We start from the raw sequence: 19,123 nt of genomic DNA, 5'->3' as shown, positions 1-19,123 counted from the left end.
CCCCACCCGCAGTGCTCTAACCTTGGGCGTCGTGACGCAAGCGAGATTTCCCTGGCCCGAGGCGAGTTCCACCGGCGTCGGCTCCTACCCCGGCGATGACCCCGACGAAGCCGTCCGCACGATTCTGGGCGAGCTGCCCGACCTGCCCCACCTCCCCGAGCTCCCCGCGCGCGGCGCCGGGGCCGACATGATCGGCCGCACCGCCGGCCTCCTGGTCGACCTCCCCGTCGAGGTGCAGCCCACCGCATGGCGGGTAGTGCAGCGCCCCGGCCGCGATCTCACCCGCGCCACCGACTTCCTCCGCTACGACGTCGACGCCCTGGAAGAGCACGCCAACGCCTACCGCGGCCCGCTCAAGATCCAGGTCGCCGGCCCGTGGACGCTCGCCGCCGGGATCGAGCTGCGCTCCGGGGAGAAGCTGCTCGCCGATCACGGTGCCGTCGCCGACCTCACGGAGTCGCTGATCGAAGGGGTCCGCGCGCACATCTCCGACGTGCGTACCCGGGTCCCCGGTGCTGACCTGCTGGTCCAGGTCGACGAGCCGTCCCTGCCGTCCGCGCTGGCCGGCGCCGTCCCGACCGCCAGCGGGTACGGCCGGCTGCCCGCGATCGACCGTGCCACCGTGGAGGACCGGCTGCGCGGGCTCTTCGGCGCGATCGCCGACGCCGCGGCCTTCCCCCTCGCCCACTGCTGCGCCGCTTCCCCTCCGATCGACCTTCTGCGCCGCTCCGGAGCGCGGGCGCTGAGCCTGGACGCGACCCTGCTGACGCGCGCCCACGACGAGCACATCGGCGTGGCCGTAGAGGCGGGAGCTGGGCTTTTTCTGGGTGTCGTGGCGAGTACGGACTCGGTTTTGTCGGACGCTGCCGATACCGTCGATCCTGTACGTGAGCTGTGGAATCGCGTCGGCTTCGCCCCCGAGGGACTCGCGGCGACGGTGGTCACCACCCCGACGTGCGGGCTGGCCGGGACTTCCCCGACCCACGCGCGCGCGGCGCTCACGGCGTGCCGGACGGCCGCCCGCGTGCTGCGCGACGAACCACGGCGATAGACGGCAAGGAAAGGACGTACCCGGGTGAGCGCGGAAAATCCGGCGGCCGCTGACGGTATCCCCGCGGAGGTGCGCGAGCGCCACGCCGAGCTGTGCCAGGAGATCGACGACCACAGCTACCGGTACTACATGCAGAACCCGATCATCTCGGACGCCGAGTACGACGAACTCATGGCCGAGCTGCGCGCCATCGAGGACGCCCACCCCGAGCTGATCACCCAGGACTCGCCCACGCAGAAGGTCGGCGCGCCGATCAGCGTCGACTTCGCGGCGGTCGAGCACCTGCGGCGCATGGAGAGCCTCGACAACGCCTTCAGCGCCGAGGAACTCCTGGCCTGGACGCAGCGCGCCGGCGGCGAGGTCCCCGTCGACGCCTACCTGTGCGAGCTCAAGATCGACGGCCTGGCCGTGGACCTGGTCTATGAGAACGGCCGGCTGGTCACCGCCGCCACCCGCGGCGACGGCCGCGTCGGCGAGGACATCACGCTCAACGTACGCACCATCGGCGTCGTCCCCGACCGGCTCGACGAAAGCGTCCGCCCCGCCCCCGAGCTGCTGGAGGTGCGCGGCGAGGTCTTCCTCCCGGAGGAGGACTTCAAGGAGCTCAACGCCCGGCTGACGGCCGAGGGAAAGCCGCCGTTCGCCAACCCGCGCAACGCCGCCGCCGGTTCGCTGCGGCAGAAGGACCCCCGCGTCACCGCCACCCGCCCGCTGAGCATGCTGGTGCACGGCGTGGGAGAGCACCGGGGCGTGGAGATCACCCGCCAGTCGCAGGCCTATGACCTGCTGCGCGACTGGGGCCTGCCGGTCAGCGACCGGTACCGCGTGGTCACCACCACCGCGGAGGTGCGCGCGTACGTCGACTACTACGGCGAGCACCGCCATGACCCCGAGTACGAGATCGACGGCATCGTGGTCAAGGTGGACGATGTCGCCCTGCAGCGCCGCCTGGGTTCCACGAGCCGCGCCCCGCGCTGGGCCATCGCCTACAAGTACCCGCCCGAAGAGGTCACCACCAAGCTGATCGATATCAAGGTCGGCGTGGGCCGCACTGGGCGCGTCACGCCGTACGGCGTCATGGAGCCGGTCACCGTCGCCGGGTCCGAGGTGGAGTTCGCGACGCTGCACAACGCCCAGGAGGTCGAGCGCAAGGGCGTACTCATCGGCGACACCGTCATGCTGCGCAAGGCCGGGGACGTCATCCCGGAGATCCTCGGCCCGGTCGTCGACCTGCGCGACGGCACCGAGCGCGCCTTCGTGATGCCGGAGACCTGCCCGGAGTGCGGCTCGCCGCTGGGCCAGCAGAAGGAGGGCGACGTCGACCTGCGCTGCCCCAACGCGCGCGCCTGCCCGGGGCAGCTGCGCGAGCGCGTGTTCTACATCGCCAGCCGCAAGGCCCTGGACATCGAGGCGCTGGGCTACGTCGCCGCCACCGCTCTCACCCAGCCGCTGGAGCCGGAGGAACCGCCGCTCAAGGACGAGGGCGATCTGTTCGACCTGACCGTGGAGCAGCTGCTGCCGATCCGCACCCTGGTCCTGGACCCCGACACCACGGAGCCCAAGCTCGACCCCAAAACCGGCGAACCCAAGGTGGTGACCTTCTTCGCCAACCAGAAGGGGGAGCCGAAGAAGACGGTCGAGAAGCTGTTCGAGCAGCTGGAGCAGGCCAAGAGCCGCCCCCTGTGGCGGGTGCTGGTGGCGCTGTCGATCCGGCACGTCGGTCCGCGCGCCGCCGAGGACCTGGCCCGGCACTTCCGGTCCATGGACGCGATCGCCGATGCCTCCGAGGAGGAGCTGGCGTCGGTCGACGGCATCGGCCCCACCATTGCGCAGTCCATCGTGGAGTGGTTCACGGTCGACTGGCACCGTGAAATCGTCCGGAAATGGCGCGCTGCCGGGGTCAGAATGGAGGAGGAGGGCGCGGGCACCGGGCCGCGCCCGCTGGACGGCGTCACGGTCGTCGTCACCGGCTCGCTGGAGGGCTTCACCCGCGACGGCGCCAAGGAGGCCGTGGCCGAACAGGGGGGCAAGGCCACGTCGTCGGTCTCGAAGAAGACCGGGTTCGTGGTGGTCGGCGACAGCCCCGGAAGCAAGTACGACAAGGCCGTGAAACTGGGCGTCCCGATCCTGGACGAAGACGGATTCACCGTCCTTCTGGAAAAGGGGCCGGAAGCGGCCATGGAACGCCGGCTGCCCACGGAATGACCCCTATGCCTGCGCGCTGACCTGCGTCGAAGCCCCCGGGCGGCGGCGCGCGGCCGGATTATGCCACTGGCCCTCTACTATGGGCGACCACTAGGCTACCTGTCGCAGTATTGTGGAGTGAATCGGGTAATTTCGCCAGGCCCGGCCCGCCTTACTGAAAGTCCTCATGTGGCGACACCTGGTTACAGATCATCGTAGGGTGAGGCGGTGACCGGGTTTACCCGCAGATTGCAAACGATGGCTGTAACGGTCATGGGGGTGACCGGAACGGTTGAGACAGATTTCGTGAGGAGTACCCGCGCCGCGATGGATCCGCCGACTCGGCGCGGCACTCCATGAAGCACCCCGAGGATGTCTATGTTGGATCCCAACAACACCCGGGATGTCGGCCCCCGGGTCGGGACGCCGCTGTGGCTCTACCTCGCCGGCACCACGGTGTCCGGTTGTGCTCTCCTCGGCCTGTCGCTGTACTGGCTCGGCCTGGACCGGTTGCAGCTGCTCGCGGGGCAGCCGCTCATCTGGGTGATGCTGTGCATGGTGGTCCTGGGCGAGCTGCGCCCCATCGCCACGCCGCGTACCCCGGCCGACAATGGGGCGCCGACCTCCCTGCCCTTCTCGTTCGCGCTGCTCATCTTCTACGGCCTGGCCGTGGCCGGACTGGTGCAGGCCATCGCGTCGGTGATCGCGGGCATCGCCCGCGGCCACGCCCCGCACCGCACCGCGTTCAACGTGGCCCAGTACGTCCTCAGCTTCGGCGTGGCCGACGCCGTTATCCGGATGATCGTCCCCCACGCGCAGCGGATCCCCTGGGTTCCGGACGGCGCCGAACTCCTCGTGGTGGCCCTCGCCGGGGTCTGCTACTTCGTCACCAACCTCGTGCTGGTGGAGTGTGCGGTGGCGATGCACGAGCGCGCTCCTCTGCACGGCACCCTCACCCGCGACCTGGGGCAGCGCCTGTTCGTCAACGGCGTTCTGCTCAGCCTCGCGCCGCTCGTGGTCGTGGCCATGACCCACGAGATCTGGCTGGTCCCGCTCTTCTCCCTGCCGCTGGTCGCCCTCTACACCAGCGCCACCCTGTCGGTGAAGCGCGAGCACCAGGCCAACCACGACGAACTGACCGGCCTGGCCAACCGCAAGCTGCTGATCCTGCGCACCCAGGAGGCGCTGAGCGAGGCCCAGCAGCGCGATCACCGCGTCGGTCTGCTCCTCCTCGACCTGGACCGGTTCAAGGAGGTCAACGACACCCTGGGCCACCCCACCGGCGACCGCCTGCTCCAGACCGTCGCGCGGCGGCTCACGCACAGTGTGCGCCCCGGCGACCTGGTGGCCCGCCTGGGCGGCGACGAGTTCGCGGTCCTGCTCCCGCAGGTGCGCGACGCCGCGTCGGCCCGCGAGGTGGCGGCGCGGCTCCGGGTGTCGCTGGCCGAGCCGATGCGCCTCGACGGCGTCGAGTTCGACCTGGAGGCCAGCGTCGGCATCGCCCTCTACCCCAACCATGCCCCCGACTTCGAGCTGATCATGCAGCGGGCCGACGTCGCGATGTACGTCGCCAAGGAGCACCGCACCGGCGTCGAGCTCTACGCCCCCTATAAGGACCGCAACTCCACCGCCCGGCTCAGCCTGTTCGGCGAGCTGCGCCGCGCCCTGGTCGAGGACGAGCTGGAGATGTTCTACCAGCCCAAGGTGACCCTGGGCGGGGAGCACCGGGCGGTGGGCCTGGAGGCACTCGTTCGCTGGCGCCACCCCCAGCGGGGCGTGCTCCCGCCCGAGGAGTTCGTTCCGCTGGTGGAGCAGTCCTACCTCATGCGCAGCTTCACCCACGAGGTACTGGAGAAGACCCTGCCGCAGGTGGCCCGCTGGCAGGCTGAAGGCGTCCGGCTGCCGGTGGCCGTCAACCTCTCCGCCCGCGAACTGCTCGACCCCACCCTGCCCGACATCGTCGCCGCCGGGCTGCGCCGCCACGGTGTGCGGCCCGAAGCGCTGCGCCTGGAGATCAGCGAGCGGGTCATGGTGGCCGAGGCGGAGGCGGTCACCCCGACCATCCTGGCGCTGGCCGACCTGGGCGTGTCCCTCTCCCTGGACGACTTCGGCACCGGCTACTTCACCCTGGCCCGCCTCAACGGTCTACCGGTGGAGGAGATCAAGATCGACGAGTCCTTCATCCGCCGGATCGTCGACGACCCCGACGGCCACGTCATCGTGAGCTCCGCCGTCGACCTCGTCGGCTCGCTGGGCATGCGCGCGGTGGCCGAAGGTGTGGAGAGCGAGGCCATCGCCAAGGCCGCCGCGGCCATGGGATGCTATGCCGCCCAGGGCCGGTACTTCGCCCCACCCATGGAGGCCGGGGAGGCCACCGAGTGGCTGCTGCGCGACAGTGGCCGGGACCGCCCCGCCGAAGAGCCCACCCGCTCGGCCTAGATCGAGCGGCCTGGATTGAGCGGTGACGCCGGGGGGAGTTCCGGGCGTCACGCGGTATCCCGGCCCGCTCCGACGCCCGCCCCTCCGCGACGGTCATAGGATTGACCTGTCCCGATCCGCCGAAGAAACGGTTTGAGAATTCATGTCCGCCATCACCCGCGATGAGGTCGCTCACCTCGCCCGGTTGTCGCGGCTCGCGTTGCAGGAGGACGAGCTGGACCAGCTCGCCGCCCAGCTGGATGTCATCATCTCGGCTGTGGCCAAGGTGCAGGAGGTCGCCACCGGCGACATCCCGCCGACCTCCCACGCCCTGCCGCTGACCAACGTGTACCGCCCCGACGAGGTCCACCAGGGGCTCAGCCCCGAGGAGGCGCTCGCGGGTGCGCCCGCGGTGGAGGACCAGCGCTTCCGCGTTCCGCAGATCCTGGGGGAGGAAGAGTGACCAGCGCAGAGGAACGCGCCGAGATCATCCGGCTGAGCGCGGCCGAGATCGGGGCCGCCGTCAAGGCGGGCACCTACTCCGCCGTCCAGGTCACCGAGGCCTTCCTGGACCGCGCCGCCGAGGTCGACGGAGACGTCCACGCCTTCCTGCACATCGACCGGGAGACCGCGCTGGCCCAGGCCCGCTCGGTCGACACGCGCCTGGCGTCGGGGGCGGGGCTCGGCCCGCTGGCCGGTGTCCCCGTCGCGCACAAGGACGTGTTCACCACGGTCGACATGCCGACGACGGCCGCTTCCAAGATCCTCGAAGGCTGGCGTCCGCCTTACGACGCCACCGTGACGGCCCGCCTCCGCGAGGCCGGCCTGGTCATCCTCGGCAAGACCAACATGGACGAGTTCGCCATGGGGTCCTCCACGGAGAACTCCGCCTACGGTGTGACGCGCAACCCGTGGGACCTCGCCCGCATCCCGGGCGGCTCCTCCGGTGGCTCCTCGGCGGCCGTCGCCGCATTCGAGGCGCCGCTGGCCACCGGCACCGACACGGGCGGCTCGATCCGCCAGCCGGCCGCGGTCTGCGGTCTGGTCGGCGCCAAGCCGACCTACGGCGGCTCCTCCCGCTACGGCCTGATCGCGTTCGCCTCGTCGCTCGACACCCCGGGCCCGTTCGCCCGCAACGTCCTCGACGCCGCCCTGCTGCACGAGGCGTTCTCCGGGCACGACCCGCACGACTCCACGTCCGTCGACGCCCCGGTCCCGCCGGTGGTCGACGCCGCCAAGCGGGCGGACGTCGAGGGCATGCGCATCGGCGTCGTCAAGGAGTTCGGGGGCGAGGGCTACCAGCCCGGTGTGCTGCAGCGCTTCCACGAGGCCGTCGAACTGCTGGAGTCCCTGGGCGCCAAGGTCGTCGAGGTCTCCTGCCCGAGCTTCGACACCGCCCTGGCCGCCTACTACCTCATCGCGCCCAGCGAGTGCTCCTCCAACCTGGCGCGCTTCGACGCGATGCGCTACGGCCTGCGCGTCGACGACGACGGCACCCGCAGCGCGGAGGAGGTCATGTCGCTGACCCGCGCCAAGGGCTTCGGCCCGGAGGTCAAGCGCCGCATCATGCTCGGCACCTACGCGCTGTCCAGCGGCTACTACGACGCCTACTACGGTTCGGCGCAGCAGGTGCGCACGCTCATCAAGCGAGACTTCGAGGCGGCCTTCAAGGACGTCGACGTGCTGGTGTCGCCCACCGCGCCGACCACCGCCTTCCCGATCGGCGAGCGCGCGGACGACCCGATGGCGATGTACCTGGCCGACCTGTGCACGATCCCGACCAACCTGGCCGGGAACGCCGCACTGTCGGTCCCCTGCGGGCTCGCCCCGGAGGACGGCCTGCCGGTCGGCCTGCAGATCATGGCCCCGGCCCTGGCCGACGACCGCACCTACCGGGTGGGGGCGGCGTTCGAAGCCGCCCTGAAGAGCAAGAGCGGCGCCGACCTGCTCAGCACCAGCCCCTACGCGGTGTAAGGCACCACCGGGCGCGGACGCGTCGCCGCTGGCGGCCACGCGCGATAGGGCGAGGCCGGGGGTCCGATGCGGACCCCCGGCCTTTCCTGCTTTCCCGGGCGTGGCGCGTGAGATGGCTTTCCGGGTTCCGGCGGACCGGTGCCAGGGGGCGGACGGCAGCTGGGGAGAAGACGCCGAACGCCCGCCGCCGTAGTCCTACGGCGGCGGGCGTCAGGCGCCCCTCAGGGAGCCGCGGAGCGGTGCGATCCGCTCTTCTTTCTTACTCTCCGGCGCTGTCAGTCGCGCTGCGGCGCTTGCGGCTCAGGTAGATCGCGCCGCCACCGGCACCGACGGCGGCCACACCAGCGGCGACCAGACCGGTCAGCGCGGCACCGGTCACCGGAAGCGACGGCTTGCTGTCATCCGGCTTGGGCGCGGGGGTCTCCTTGTCATCCGGCGCCGGCGTCGGCGACTCCTTGTCGTCCGGCGTCGGCGCCGGCGACGGGGTCTCGCTCGGCTTGTCGGTCGGGGTGGGAGTCGGCTTGGGCTTTTCGGCCTCGGCCCACTTCACGGTGACCTCGCTGGTGACGGTGTGCTTGCTCGTCTTGGCGGTGATCAGCGTCTGGGTGTCCTTCTGGCCCTCGACGCCCTTGAACAGGCGCCCGACCTTGACCTCGGCCGAGGTGGACGCGGAGACCGTGGCCTCGCCCGGCTCGGCGTCCTTGGGGACCTTGACGCCGAAGGAGCCGCCGCTGGCGACCTTCTCCACCGGCTTGCCGGTCTCAAGGTCGACCAGCTCCACACCCTCCGGCGCGCTGAGGTCCAGCGGCACGGAGTCGCCACTGGTCTCGACCTTGAACTCGCCGACGGTCTCCCCGGCCTTGCCCTCGGCGGACTCCGGGGTGATGGTGAGCGACGGCTCGGGCTCCTCGATGGGGGCGGCCTTCTCGACCAGGTACTCGTAGAGCTTGATGACGTTCTTGTCGTTCTCGAAGCTCTTGCGGTCGAGCTCGACGCCGTTGCTGAAGTGCCAGATGGCGGCCTGCGTACCGGCGACCGCCTGACCCGCGCTGAGCCCGGTGGCGCCGCTCTTGCTCGCCAGGACGGCCGGGTCGCCGACCGTGGGGTAGGAGTTCTGCAGGATCCAGTGGACCTTGGCGGAGTCGGCGGCGAAGTCGCCCTTACCCGGGTAGTTGGCCCAGTCGCCTTCGACGTACTCCGCGTCGTCGACGATGGAGGTCTCGTAGTCGATGCAGTAGGTCTGCAGCGTCTGGCCGCCCTCCAGCTTCAGGTTGAAGAGGTTGGCGTAGATGGTCTTGCGGTCGCCGTCCTTCTCCTTCATGACGACCGCGGGGCCGTTGACGGCGTTGCCCACGTAGGTGCCGCGGGCGGCGGCGTCGTCGGCGAGCGCGGGCGAGGCGGCGGCGCCGAACGCGAGCAGCGCGGCGGTGGCGGTCGCGGCGACCGTGGTCAGGGCACGACCGCGGCGCTGGGGGCTGTGGGGGTTCATCGTGTCGATCAAGTTGTGTCCCGGTGAGAACTAGGGGAACCGGATGGTGCCATCCGGTGCTGTCTAACGCGGATGACAGGTGTGGCCGCAAGGTCCGGGCCGCATGCGCCGCCATGCGGCGAGGCGGGTCCGGTGCGTCATGTGCGGTAGTCCGGCCACAGGCTTGGATGTAGATCGAACGCCCTGGGGGCGTGTTTGTCGTTCGCCGTTTTCGCGGTGAGGGTCACGGGACCGCGGCGGCGAGCTTTCCAGACCGCACCGCCTGATACTAGCGACCCGTTTCCGGGCTTCCAACAGGCCTGGCAAAAAAGACGGCAATCTGCTGCGGTCTGCCCTATTTGTAGCACCTTGCGAGGCGCCTTTTGGAGATCGCCAAGGTCAGATAGGCGCAGAGTTCTCTTTTCGGGCGCGGCCCTTCTCGGGGGGCGCAGAATCGGTCGGTACCTTATTGGCTTCTCGATGTCCGTAATGACCTGCGGAAACCTTTCCGCGGCCATGCGGTGCGACTACTTTCGGTGGTTGCGCTGGGACAGATAGATCACACTCGCCCCGACAACGAGCAGAGCGGCCCCGCCGAGGATGAGGGACCCCGCCCAGGTGCCGGTCAGGCCCAGTTCGTTCTCGGGGCGGCGGTCATCCGCGACGACGACACCGCCGGGCGAGTCGGCGGGCGCGGGAGGTGGCGGCGATGGCACGGAAGCCGTCGGGGCAGCTGGCCCGGAGGGGGCGGACGTCGGCGTGGGCGGCGGGGACGGGGCCTCGGCCGTCTCCTCGACGCTTCTATCGCCGCTCCAGTCCACCTTGGCCGACGCCGTGCGGGAGGATGTTCCGGCTCCCGCGGTGACCAGGGGCTGGGTCCGCACTCCGTCCTTGCCGGTGAAGAGCCCGCCAGCCGCCAGGACGGCGTTCTCAGCCCGGGCGTAGACGGTCGCGATGCCCTCCGGAACCGCGGGATCCACCTCCACATAGAACGTTTCGCCGTTGGGCACCTCGGTGATCGGGGCTCCCTCACCATCGATGAGCCGCGCCGAACGCGCGCCCTTCACCGCGACCGCGACTGGTGCGTCGTCCGTCGTCCGCACGGTCAACGGGCCGAGTGGCTCGGCGGGGTCGGCCCCCGCGATCCGGTCCGGCGTCACGGCCACGGACGGCACGGGTGGAGCGGTCGCGCTTTCGGCGGCCCCACCGACCAGGTAGTCGTACAGCGCGCTCACCGCCGCCGACCGCCGGTCGCCGAGGTTCAGCGCGCCTTCGAGCTCGATGTCGTTGGTGAAGTGCCAGATAGCGGCCTGCGTCCCCGCGATCGCCTGGCGCTTGCCCAGCCCCGCGACTCCGCTGTCCGCGCCCAATTGGTCGAGGTCGACCTTGGGATAGGAGTTGCGCACGATCCAGCTGACCGGCCCGGGGTCGATGCCGCGGCCGGCCGGGTCCGTCTCCCAGGACGCCTCCGTGTAGGCCGCCGTGCGGTCCACGCTGGTGCTGATGTCGGCGCAGTAGGCGGGCAGCGACGTGGTGCCGTCCACGCGCAGGTGGTAGAGGGAGGTCTCGACGTCGGTGCCGTCGGACAACCGGATCGTCTCTCCCGATACGGGGTCGCGGTCGACCCGGGCGATGCCGTCAGCGGCGTCCGTGGGCGCGGCGCCCAGGCACAGAGCGGCCACGGTGGTCAGCACCGCGCCACAGCGCCGCAAGATGTGTCGCATGCGTGGGTGGCTCCCTGACAGGCGGGCTCCTGGAACCGATGACAGCAGGAACGAGGCGGGCAGGAGGATAGGGAGATCGTTGCGGTCCCAAAGATAGCCGCCGGACTCCTCCCGGTTCGGGGAAAGCACGGAGGAGTCGCCGAATCGTGCGCGGGCTGTGACCCGATGACAAGACCGCTCATATGCAGGCATGGCGCAGCTCACGGCGCGGTTCGGGCCGCGTTCGTGCGTGGCGCGGCTCAGAGGATCGGTAGGCTTCTTGGTGTCCCCGTAGGCGGCCGGTATAGCGGGGACGGGGCCACCGGTCCCACAGCACATGTCGGAAAAGTCCCCACCGGCGGGACGGCGCGCAGCGGGGCGCTTGGGAAGACGGAAACGGATAGTGCGGCGATGGTTGGCGCGGTAACGAGCGGCCCTGGCACCAACGGCGGCCCTGCGCCGGTGGCGTACGACGACGCCATGCGGTCCTATGAGCCGGTGCTCGGCCTGGAGACGCACATCGAGCTGGGCACCGCCTCGAAGATGTTCTGCTCGTGCTCCACCACCTTCGGGGCCGAGCCCAACACCCAGGTCTGCCCGGTCTGCCTGGCCCTGCCCGGCTCCCTGCCGGTGGTCAACGGCAAGGCCGTGGAGAGCGCGATCCGCCTCGGCCTGGCGCTGAACTGCTCGATCGCCCCCTGGGGCCGCTTCGCCCGGAAGAACTACTTCTATCCGGACATGCCGAAGAACTACCAGATCTCCCAGTACGACGAGCCGATCTGCGTCGACGGGCACCTCGACATCACGGTCGACACCCCCGACGGTCCCAAGGAGATCCGGGTCGAGATCGAGCGCGTGCACATGGAGGAGGACACCGGCAAGACGTCCCACGTCGGTGGTGCCACCGGCCGCATCCACGGCGCTGACTACTCCATCGTCGACTACAACCGCGCCGGCATCCCGCTGCTGGAGATCGTCACCAAGCCGATCGAGCACACCGGCGAGCTGGCCCCGCTGGTCGCCCGCGCCTATGTCAGCGAGCTGCGCGACCTCGCCCGCTCTCTGGGGATCTCCGACGTCCGCATGGAAGAGGGGTCGCTGCGCTGCGACGTCAACGTCTCGCTGATGCCGCGCGGCGGCACCGAGTGGGGCACCCGCAGTGAAACCAAGAACGTGAACTCGCTCCGCTCCGTCGAGCGCGCCGTGCGCTACGAGATCGAGCGGCAGGCCGGTGTCCTCGACGCCGGGATGCGCGTGGTGCAGGAGACGCGCCACTTCCAGGAGAACAGCGGCACCACCGTCCCCGGCCGCAGCAAGGAAGAGGCCCAGGACTACCGCTACTTCCCCGACCCCGACCTGGTGCCGGTCGCCCCGAGCGCCGAGTGGATCGAGGAGCTGCGCGCCACCCTGCCCGAGCTGCCCGCGGCCAAGCGCGCCCGCATCAAGGCCGAGTGGAATCTGTCCGACGAGGAGCTGCGCGACCTCATCAACGCCGACGCCATCGACCTCGTCTCGGCCACCGTCGACGCCGGAGCGCCGTCCGCGGACGCCCGCAAGTGGTGGCTGAACGAGCTCTCCCGCCGCGCCACCGAGAACGAGACCGAGCTGTCCGCGCTGCCGATCACTCCGGCACAGGTCGCCCGGGTCGTCGAGCTGGTCGCGGAGGGCACACTCACCAACAAGCTGGCGCGCCAGGTCATCGAGGGTGTCCTCAACGGTGAGGGTGAGCCCGACGCCGTGGTCGAGGCGCGCGGACTCAAGGTCGTCAGTGACGACTCCGCGCTGGGCGCCGCCGTCGACCAGGCGATCGCCGACAACCCCGACGCCGCCGAGAAGATCCGCGGCGGCAAGGTGGCGGCGGCCGGTGCGCTGGTCGGTGCCGTCATGAAGGCGACGCGCGGGCAAGCCGACGCCGGCCGTGCCCGCGAGCTGATCCTGGAGAAGCTCGGGGCCGCGTGATCCTCCGACGCGGCGGACGTCGCTCATGTCACACAGTGTGAGCGTCTTGTCGCCGCGTCTGTGGCTCATCCTCTATCTCCGCGTGACATTGGCTGATTAGCCTGGTCACGGCAGCAGCACAGACGGATTGAACGGATGATCCAGCGGAGCGGGTCCTCGGCCGATGCGTTCACGGGGACGAGCGCTCTCGGAAAAGCAAACGCCGAAGGGGACAGTCCTCCCCTGAGCAGCGCCTCGGGGTCCGCCGGACAGCCGTGAGCCCGGCGCTCTTCGCCGCACGGACCTTGGGAGTCGAAGAGGGCGTGCCCTCTTCGACGCGGAAGATTCCCAGAGGGTCTGCCCTCTTCGACTCCCATGATCGGAAGGTGCCCATGAACACGGCCGTCGCGGTGGGACGCGCCGCCCTCTCCGACCGCATGGTGTTCGCGTTCGCGTGGGCGCCGCGATGAACGGCACCACGCGCCTCTTGCTCGGGGGCATCCTGGCGCTGTCGGTTCTCTACGCTCTCGGCGCGCTCGTCGAGGTCGGCGACGGCCTGTCGCTGACCACGTTGCTCGGCAGCTGGCCAACCGCGGTCACCGCGGGCCTGGCGGCCGCCTCCCTGCTGTACGAGGCGCGCCGTCGTGCGCGGGGGACGGACGACGTCGAGGCCAACGTCGACGGCGCCGACGCGGTGGGGGCCCTGCGCTTCCTGGGGTTCTCCGCGCTGGCGTGGTGTGCCGGGGCCGTCACCTACGCCGTGACCGGGCTGATCACCCCCAGCGTCGCCTTCTCGCTGACCTTCGGCGACCTCTTCGCGCTGTTCGCGCTGCCGCTGTTCGTCATCGGGTTCACGCGCTTCGCCCCGCTCCCACGCGGTGTCCGTCCGTCGATGCGGCACTTCACCGACAGCTACGTGTGCGCGGCCGCGCTGTTCTCCGCGGTGTGGCTGCTGCTGTTCGCTCCGCTCTACCACGAGCTAGGCCAAGGCACCGGCTTCCTCGCGTTCGCGCTGGTCTATCCGATCGCCGATATCGCGGTGCTGTGCCTGCTGGCGCCGCTGGTGTTCACCTCGCCGCACAGCACGCGCCGCGCCGTGCTCATCGCCATCGGCGCGTTCGTCATCATCTGCGGCGCCGACCTCATCGGCGCCATCACCCGGCTCACGGGTGAGCCGCTGGCCGGGGGCATCGAGCACCCGGTACGGCTGCTGGGCTTCGCCCTGCTCGGCAGCCTTCCGTGGCTGATCAGGGAGCGGGCGGGCACCACCCCGCGGAAGATCACCGGCCGCGGCCTCTACCGGTTCGCGCCGGAGATCGCGGCTGCGGTCGCGGTGTTCGTGTCCACCATCGTGCTCACGTGGGGCGCGCTGCGGCTGGAGGGCGTGGCTCCCGTGCTGCCCCTGGCGGCCGGTTCGGCCGTCCTGGTGCTGCTGGTGCGGGCGAGCGGCCTCCTGGAGGAGAACGTCACGCTCACCCGCATCGTCCACACGCGGGAGCGGCACTTCCACGAACTGGCCCGCAACAGCGGCGACGTCATCCTGATCCTTGAGTTCGACGCACGGGTCTTCTACGTGAGCCCGGGAGCCGCCGAAGCGTTCGGCTACCGGCTCGACGACATCCTCGCCGAACCCGTGACGACACTCATCCACCCCGAGGACCTGCCCCGGATCGGTGCGGCGATGTCGGCGTTCAAGCGCGGCGCCAGCGAGGGCATCCACCTGCGGGCGCGGGTGCTGGCGGGCGACGGCACCTGGCGGCACACCGAATCGACAGCCTCCCTGTACGAGCAGCCCGGCGAGCCCGACCGGCTGCTGGTGACCACGCGCGACATCAGCGCGCAGGTCGCGCTGGAGGACCAGGTCAACCACCTGACCTTCCACGACGGCATCACCGGCCTGCCCAACCGCGCCTACCTGGAGGAGCGCGCCCGCGAGGTGCTGACCCGGCGCGAGCTCGCCTTCGGGCCGACGGAGGAGGTCGCGGCGATCTTCCTCGACCTCGACGGGTTCACAGCCGTGAACGACTCGGCCGGCCACACCTTCGGCGACTACCTGCTCGCCCAGGCGGCGCGGCGGCTGCGCACCACGACCCGCGCCGGGGTGACCCTGGCGCGCTGGGGCGGTGACGAGTTTTCCGTCCTGATCGAGGAGGGCGCCCACGCCCAGCAGGTGGTCGACCTGGCCGAGCGCCTGGTACGGGCTATCAGTGCCGAGCCGTTCCAGGTCGCCGACCAGGAGGTCGTGCTGACCGCGAGCGCCGGTGTGGCCTTCGCCGAGCGCGGGATGGACAGCGGGGAGCTGCTGCGCAACGCCGACATGGCCATGGCCCGCGCCAAGGAGCAGGGCGGCGGGGGACGCCTGGAGATCTACGCCGCGCACATGCACGCCAAGGTGGTCAACCGCCTGGAGCTGCAGACCGAGCTGCGCCAGGCGCTGGCCGACAACGCGTTCACCCTGGAGTACCAGCCGGTTGTGGATCTGGAGACGTCCCAGGTCACCGCTGTAGAGGCGCTGGTGCGCTGGCGGCGCGGAGACGAGCTGGTGCAGCCGGAGGAGTTCATCGGCCCGGCCGAGGAGTCCGGGCTGATCACCCCGCTGGGGGAGTGGATCCTGCGCGAGGCGTGCGAGCGGGTCGCGATGTGGCGCGCCTCCGACTGGGATATCGGGCTGTCGGTGAACCTGTCGGTGAAGCAGATCCTCTCGCCGCGATTCGTGGAGACGGTGGCCGGTGCGCTGGAGGAGACCGGTCTCCCGGGGCGTGTGCTGACGATGGAGGTCGACGAGGAGGTCCTGCTGGAGAACCCGGGCGAGGCGGTGGAACGCCTGGCGGAACTGCGCCGCCTCGGGGTCCGGCTGGCCATCGACGACTTCGGCATGGGCTACGCGTCCCTCGCGCACCTGCGCGAGCTGCGGGTCGACGCCATCAAGATCGACCCCTCGTTCATCCGCGACCTGGGACAGGACGGCACGGTCACGCTGCTCACCCACACGATCATCCGCCTGGGTCAGGACCTGGGCATGGACGTCGTCGCCGAGGGTATCGAGCGCTCCGACCAGTTGGAACAGCTGCGCTCCATGGGCTGCGGGCACGGCCAGGGCTTCCTGGTGGCCCGGCCGATGGTGGCGGAGGGAGTGGAGGCCCTGGTAGGTGGCGGGGCCGAAGTCGCGTTGTGAATAACCCCGGCGCGGCCGGGGCGCGCTGGCTAAGCTGATCCACGCAACAGAACGCCCCCGCAGGCATTGCCTGCGGGGGCGCCCCTACCACTGCGAAAGATACAGCATGTCCAACAGCATTGAACAGCGGGTCGGCCGACTCGAAGAGATGGAGACCGCTCGGAAGGTTGTCGCTGACCAGACTCGTCTCTGGCAGGGCATCGTTGATGATCGTCTGAGGCTGATCGAGCAGGTTGCCTCCAACCGTGAGGAGGCGGCTGAGCGTCGGGACCAGAAGGCGCAGGAGCAATTCGAAAAGGTTGGTGAGCGTCTGGACACCTTGGATAAGGGGCAGAAGCGCACCAACAAGCGTCTGGATTCTATGGAGGGACGAATGGACTCCATGGACAGCCGCTTGAGCTCTGTGGAGAAGGAGCAGCGGAAGACTAACAAGCGGTTGGATGCGATGGATGCCAACCTCGTCGAGCTGCGCGACCTGTCAGCACGCCTTGTGGCGAAGCTCGGCGCCTGACCTCCCTCACCCCACTCCGGTGCCCCGGCGGGAATCCGTCGGGGCACCGCCGTTCCGCCCGCTCCACCGTGCAACCGTATGGTGAGCATCACATGTCACATCGTGAGACAAAAACGTGTTTCGGTTGACGGGCTGGTGTGCGCTCGGCCATTGTTAACACCGTGCAGAGCAACTTCCTCATTCTCGTACTTGGTCGGCGCGCAGCCAGCTGACCAGGTCATTCGCTGCGCGCTCCCCTCAACCGCACGTCGGCGGTGAGGGGTTTTTTGTTGCCAGGCACAATCGACCGACCACCCGCCCTCTCCAAAGGATCTTGTGATGACCGAGCAGATGACCGGAGCCCAATCGCTCATCAGGTCGCTGGAGCACGCCGGCGTGGACGTGGTTTTCGGGATTCCCGGTGGAGCGATCCTTCCCGCCTACGACCCCCTCTACGACTCCACCAAGGTCCGGCACGTCCTCATGCGGCATGAGCAGGGCGCCGGTCACGCGGCCGAGGGATACGCCTACGCCACCGGGCGCCCCGGCGTCTGCATGGCGACCAGCGGCCCCGGTGCGACCAACCTCGTCACCCCCCTCACCGACGCCCACATGGACTCGGTTCCGATGGTCGCCATCACCGGCCAGGTCGCGAGCCAGGCGATCGGCACCGACGCGTTCCAGGAAGCGGACATCTGCGGCATCACCATGCCGATCACCAAGCACAACTTCCTCGTCCGCGACGCCGCCGACATCCCCCGGACGATCGCCGAGGCGTTCCACATCGCCGGTACCGGCCGCCCCGGACCGGTCCTGGTGGACATCGCCAAGGACGCCCTGCAGTCCTCGACCGCCTTCAACTGGCCGCAGCGCCTCGACCTGCCGGGCTACCGTCCCGTCACCAAGCCGCACGGCAAACAGGTCCGCGAGGCCGCGCGAATGATCGCCGAGGCCCGCCGCCCCGTCCTCTACGTCGGCGGCGGCGTGGTCCGCGCCGGAGCCTCCCAGGAGCTGCGGGTGCTGGCCGAACTGACCGGCCTGCCGGTCGTCACCACGCTTATGGCGCGCGGAGTCTTCCCCGACTCCCACCCGCAGCACGTGGGCATGCCCGGCATGCACGGCACGGTCGCCGCCGTCGGCGCGCTGCAGAAGGCCGACCTGATCATCGCGCTGGGCGCTCGGTTCGACGACCGCGTCACCGGCAAATTGGACACCTTCGCTCCGGACGCCAAGATCGTGCACGCCGACATCGACCCGGCGGAGATCTCCAAGAACCGGCACGCCGACGTCCCGATCGTCGGCGACTGCCGCGAGGTCCTCGCCGATCTGGTCGTCTCCGTCCGCAACAACCAGGCCAACGGCCGCCACGGCGACTACTCGGCCTGGTGGGACCAGCTCGGGCGGCTGCGCGATAACTACCCCCTGGGCTTCGACGAGCCCGACGACGGCTGCCTCGCGCCCCAGCGCGTCATCAAGCGCCTCGGCGAGATCGCCGGCCCGGAAGCCGCCTACATCGCCGGCGTCGGCCAGCACCAGATGTGGGCCGCGCAGTTCATCAACTACGAGCAGTCGGGCTCGTTCGTGAACTCCGGCGGCCTGGGCACCATGGGCTTCTGCGTCCCGGCCGCACTGGGCGCCAAGGCCGGAAACCCGGACCAGACCGTGTGGGCGATCGACGGCGACGGCTGCTTCCAGATGACCAACCAGGAGCTGGCGACCTGCGCCATCGAGGGCATCCCGATCAAGGTCGCGGTCATCAACAACGGCAACCTCGGCATGGTCCGCCAGTGGCAGACCCTGTTCTACGACGGCCGGTACTCCAACACCAACCTGCATACCGCGCCCAAGGAGCGGGAAAAGGTCCGGGTCCCGGACTTCGTCAAGCTCGCCGAGGCGTACGGTTGTGTCGGACTCCGCTGCGAGCGCGCCGAGGATATCGACGCCACCATCGAGAAGGCCATGGCCGTCGACGACGCACCGGTCGTCGTCGACTTCATCGTCAACCACGACGCGATGGTCTGGCCGATGGTCGGCCCGGGTGTCAGCAACGACCAGATCCAGTACGCGCGCGACCTCGCGCCGAACTGGGATGACGACGAGGAATAGGAAAGGGCTACAAGGACACCTCCCATGAGCCAGCACACGCTCTCCGTCCTCGTGGAAGACACGCCGGGCATTCTCACTCGCGCCTCGGCGCTGTTCTCCCGCCGCGGGTTCAACATCCACTCCCTCAGCGTCAGTACCACTGAATACGAGGGACTGTCCCGGATGACGATCGTGGTCAACTGCGACCGCCACCCCTTGGAGCAGGTGACCAAGCAGCTCAACAAGCTGGTCAACGTCATCAAGATCGTCGAGATGGACAACGACGCCTCGGTGCGCAGGGAACTCCTGATGGCGAAGGTCAAGGCCGACGCCGCCAGCCGTGCGCAGGTCATCCAGACGGCCGAACTGTTCCGCGCCGACATCGTCGATGTGAGCCCGGACGTGGTCGTCATCGAGGCCACCGGAAAGCCGGAAAAGCTCGAAGCGCTGATCCGCAATCTAGAGCCGTTCGGCATCAAGGAACTGGTGAAATCCGGGCTGGTCGCGCTCGGCCGCGGGCCGCGGTCGATCACCGACCGGTCCCTGCGGCCGGTGGAGCGCAGCGCCTGACGGGCTGGACCACCCCGCGAGCCGCACATCACCGTTCACGCCGGCCGCCACGGGCCGACGACGAAGC

The 19,123-nt window shown here is 69.8% G+C and carries 11 protein-coding genes and 1 pseudogene; 10 read left to right on the top strand and 2 right to left on the bottom strand.

What is annotated here, in order from left to right:
- Positions 1 to 22 precede the first annotated feature (22 nt).
- From ABD259_RS18050 to gatA, 5 genes are all read left to right on the top strand, one after another.
- The gene (locus tag ABD259_RS18050) at positions 23 to 1,051 is read left to right on the top strand and encodes a methionine synthase (RefSeq protein ID WP_344164081.1); all 1,029 of its coding nucleotides are present in this window, start codon (positions 23 to 25) and stop codon (positions 1,049 to 1,051) included.
- A gap of 24 nt (positions 1,052 to 1,075) precedes the next feature.
- Entirely contained in the window at positions 1,076 to 3,256 is a 2,181-nt protein-coding gene (gene ligA, locus ABD259_RS18045) for an NAD-dependent DNA ligase LigA (protein WP_344164078.1), read from the top strand.
- Between the two features lie 357 nt (positions 3,257 to 3,613).
- Positions 3,614 to 5,674: a putative bifunctional diguanylate cyclase/phosphodiesterase gene (locus tag ABD259_RS18040; RefSeq protein WP_344106486.1), complete on the top strand. Its 2,061-nt coding sequence runs from the start codon at positions 3,614 to 3,616 to the stop codon at positions 5,672 to 5,674.
- 142 nt (positions 5,675 to 5,816) lie between these two features.
- Positions 5,817 to 6,116, top strand: coding sequence for an Asp-tRNA(Asn)/Glu-tRNA(Gln) amidotransferase subunit GatC (gatC, locus tag ABD259_RS18035; RefSeq protein WP_184073044.1), 300 nt, complete (start codon positions 5,817 to 5,819; stop codon positions 6,114 to 6,116).
- Positions 6,113 to 7,627: an Asp-tRNA(Asn)/Glu-tRNA(Gln) amidotransferase subunit GatA gene (gatA, locus tag ABD259_RS18030; RefSeq protein ID WP_344106491.1), complete on the top strand. Its 1,515-nt coding sequence runs from the start codon at positions 6,113 to 6,115 to the stop codon at positions 7,625 to 7,627. Before gatC ends, gatA begins: the two co-directional genes overlap by 4 nt.
- Before the next feature lie 259 nt (positions 7,628 to 7,886).
- On the opposite strand, the gene ABD259_RS18025 is transcribed toward gatA, so the two are convergent.
- Both ABD259_RS18025 and ABD259_RS18020 read right to left on the bottom strand, forming a co-directional pair.
- A complete protein-coding gene (locus ABD259_RS18025; protein WP_344164075.1) occupies positions 7,887 to 9,128 on the bottom strand; it encodes a Cys-Gln thioester bond-forming surface protein in 1,242 nt (413 codons plus the stop codon).
- 494 nt (positions 9,129 to 9,622) lie between these two features.
- Positions 9,623 to 10,819: a thioester domain-containing protein gene (locus tag ABD259_RS18020; protein WP_344106495.1), complete on the bottom strand. Its 1,197-nt coding sequence runs from the start codon at positions 10,817 to 10,819 to the stop codon at positions 9,623 to 9,625.
- A 390-nt stretch (positions 10,820 to 11,209) separates the two neighbouring features.
- Between ABD259_RS18020 and gatB the strand changes: the two genes are divergently transcribed.
- The 5 genes and pseudogenes from gatB to ilvN all read left to right on the top strand — a co-directional run bounded on the left by gatB (position 11,210) and on the right by ilvN (position 19,056).
- Positions 11,210 to 12,757, top strand: a complete 1,548-nt coding sequence (gatB, locus tag ABD259_RS18015) for an Asp-tRNA(Asn)/Glu-tRNA(Gln) amidotransferase subunit GatB (RefSeq protein ID WP_425573543.1) — start codon at positions 11,210 to 11,212, stop codon at positions 12,755 to 12,757.
- A gap of 445 nt (positions 12,758 to 13,202) precedes the next feature.
- Positions 13,203 to 15,911, top strand: a complete 2,709-nt coding sequence (locus ABD259_RS18010) for a putative bifunctional diguanylate cyclase/phosphodiesterase (RefSeq protein ID WP_344106497.1) — start codon at positions 13,203 to 13,205, stop codon at positions 15,909 to 15,911.
- Between the two features lie 106 nt (positions 15,912 to 16,017).
- Positions 16,018 to 16,422: a hypothetical protein gene (locus ABD259_RS18005; protein WP_344106500.1), complete on the top strand. Its 405-nt coding sequence runs from the start codon at positions 16,018 to 16,020 to the stop codon at positions 16,420 to 16,422.
- Between the two features lie 294 nt (positions 16,423 to 16,716).
- Positions 16,717 to 18,507 (top strand): annotated as a pseudogene (locus ABD259_RS18000) (acetolactate synthase large subunit); the annotation flags it as partial.
- Positions 18,508 to 18,531: 24 nt separating this feature from the next.
- Positions 18,532 to 19,056: an acetolactate synthase small subunit gene (gene ilvN, locus ABD259_RS17995; protein WP_344106502.1), complete on the top strand. Its 525-nt coding sequence runs from the start codon at positions 18,532 to 18,534 to the stop codon at positions 19,054 to 19,056.
- The last annotated feature ends 67 nt before the right edge of the window (positions 19,057 to 19,123 follow it).

It is taken from the genome of Nocardiopsis rhodophaea, assembly GCF_039530945.1.
In the GTDB taxonomy this organism is placed as follows: domain Bacteria; phylum Actinomycetota; class Actinomycetes; order Streptosporangiales; family Streptosporangiaceae; genus Nocardiopsis_C; species Nocardiopsis_C rhodophaea.
Note: the sequence above shows the minus strand (reverse complement) of the source record. Positions and strands in the feature narration are given on the sequence as shown.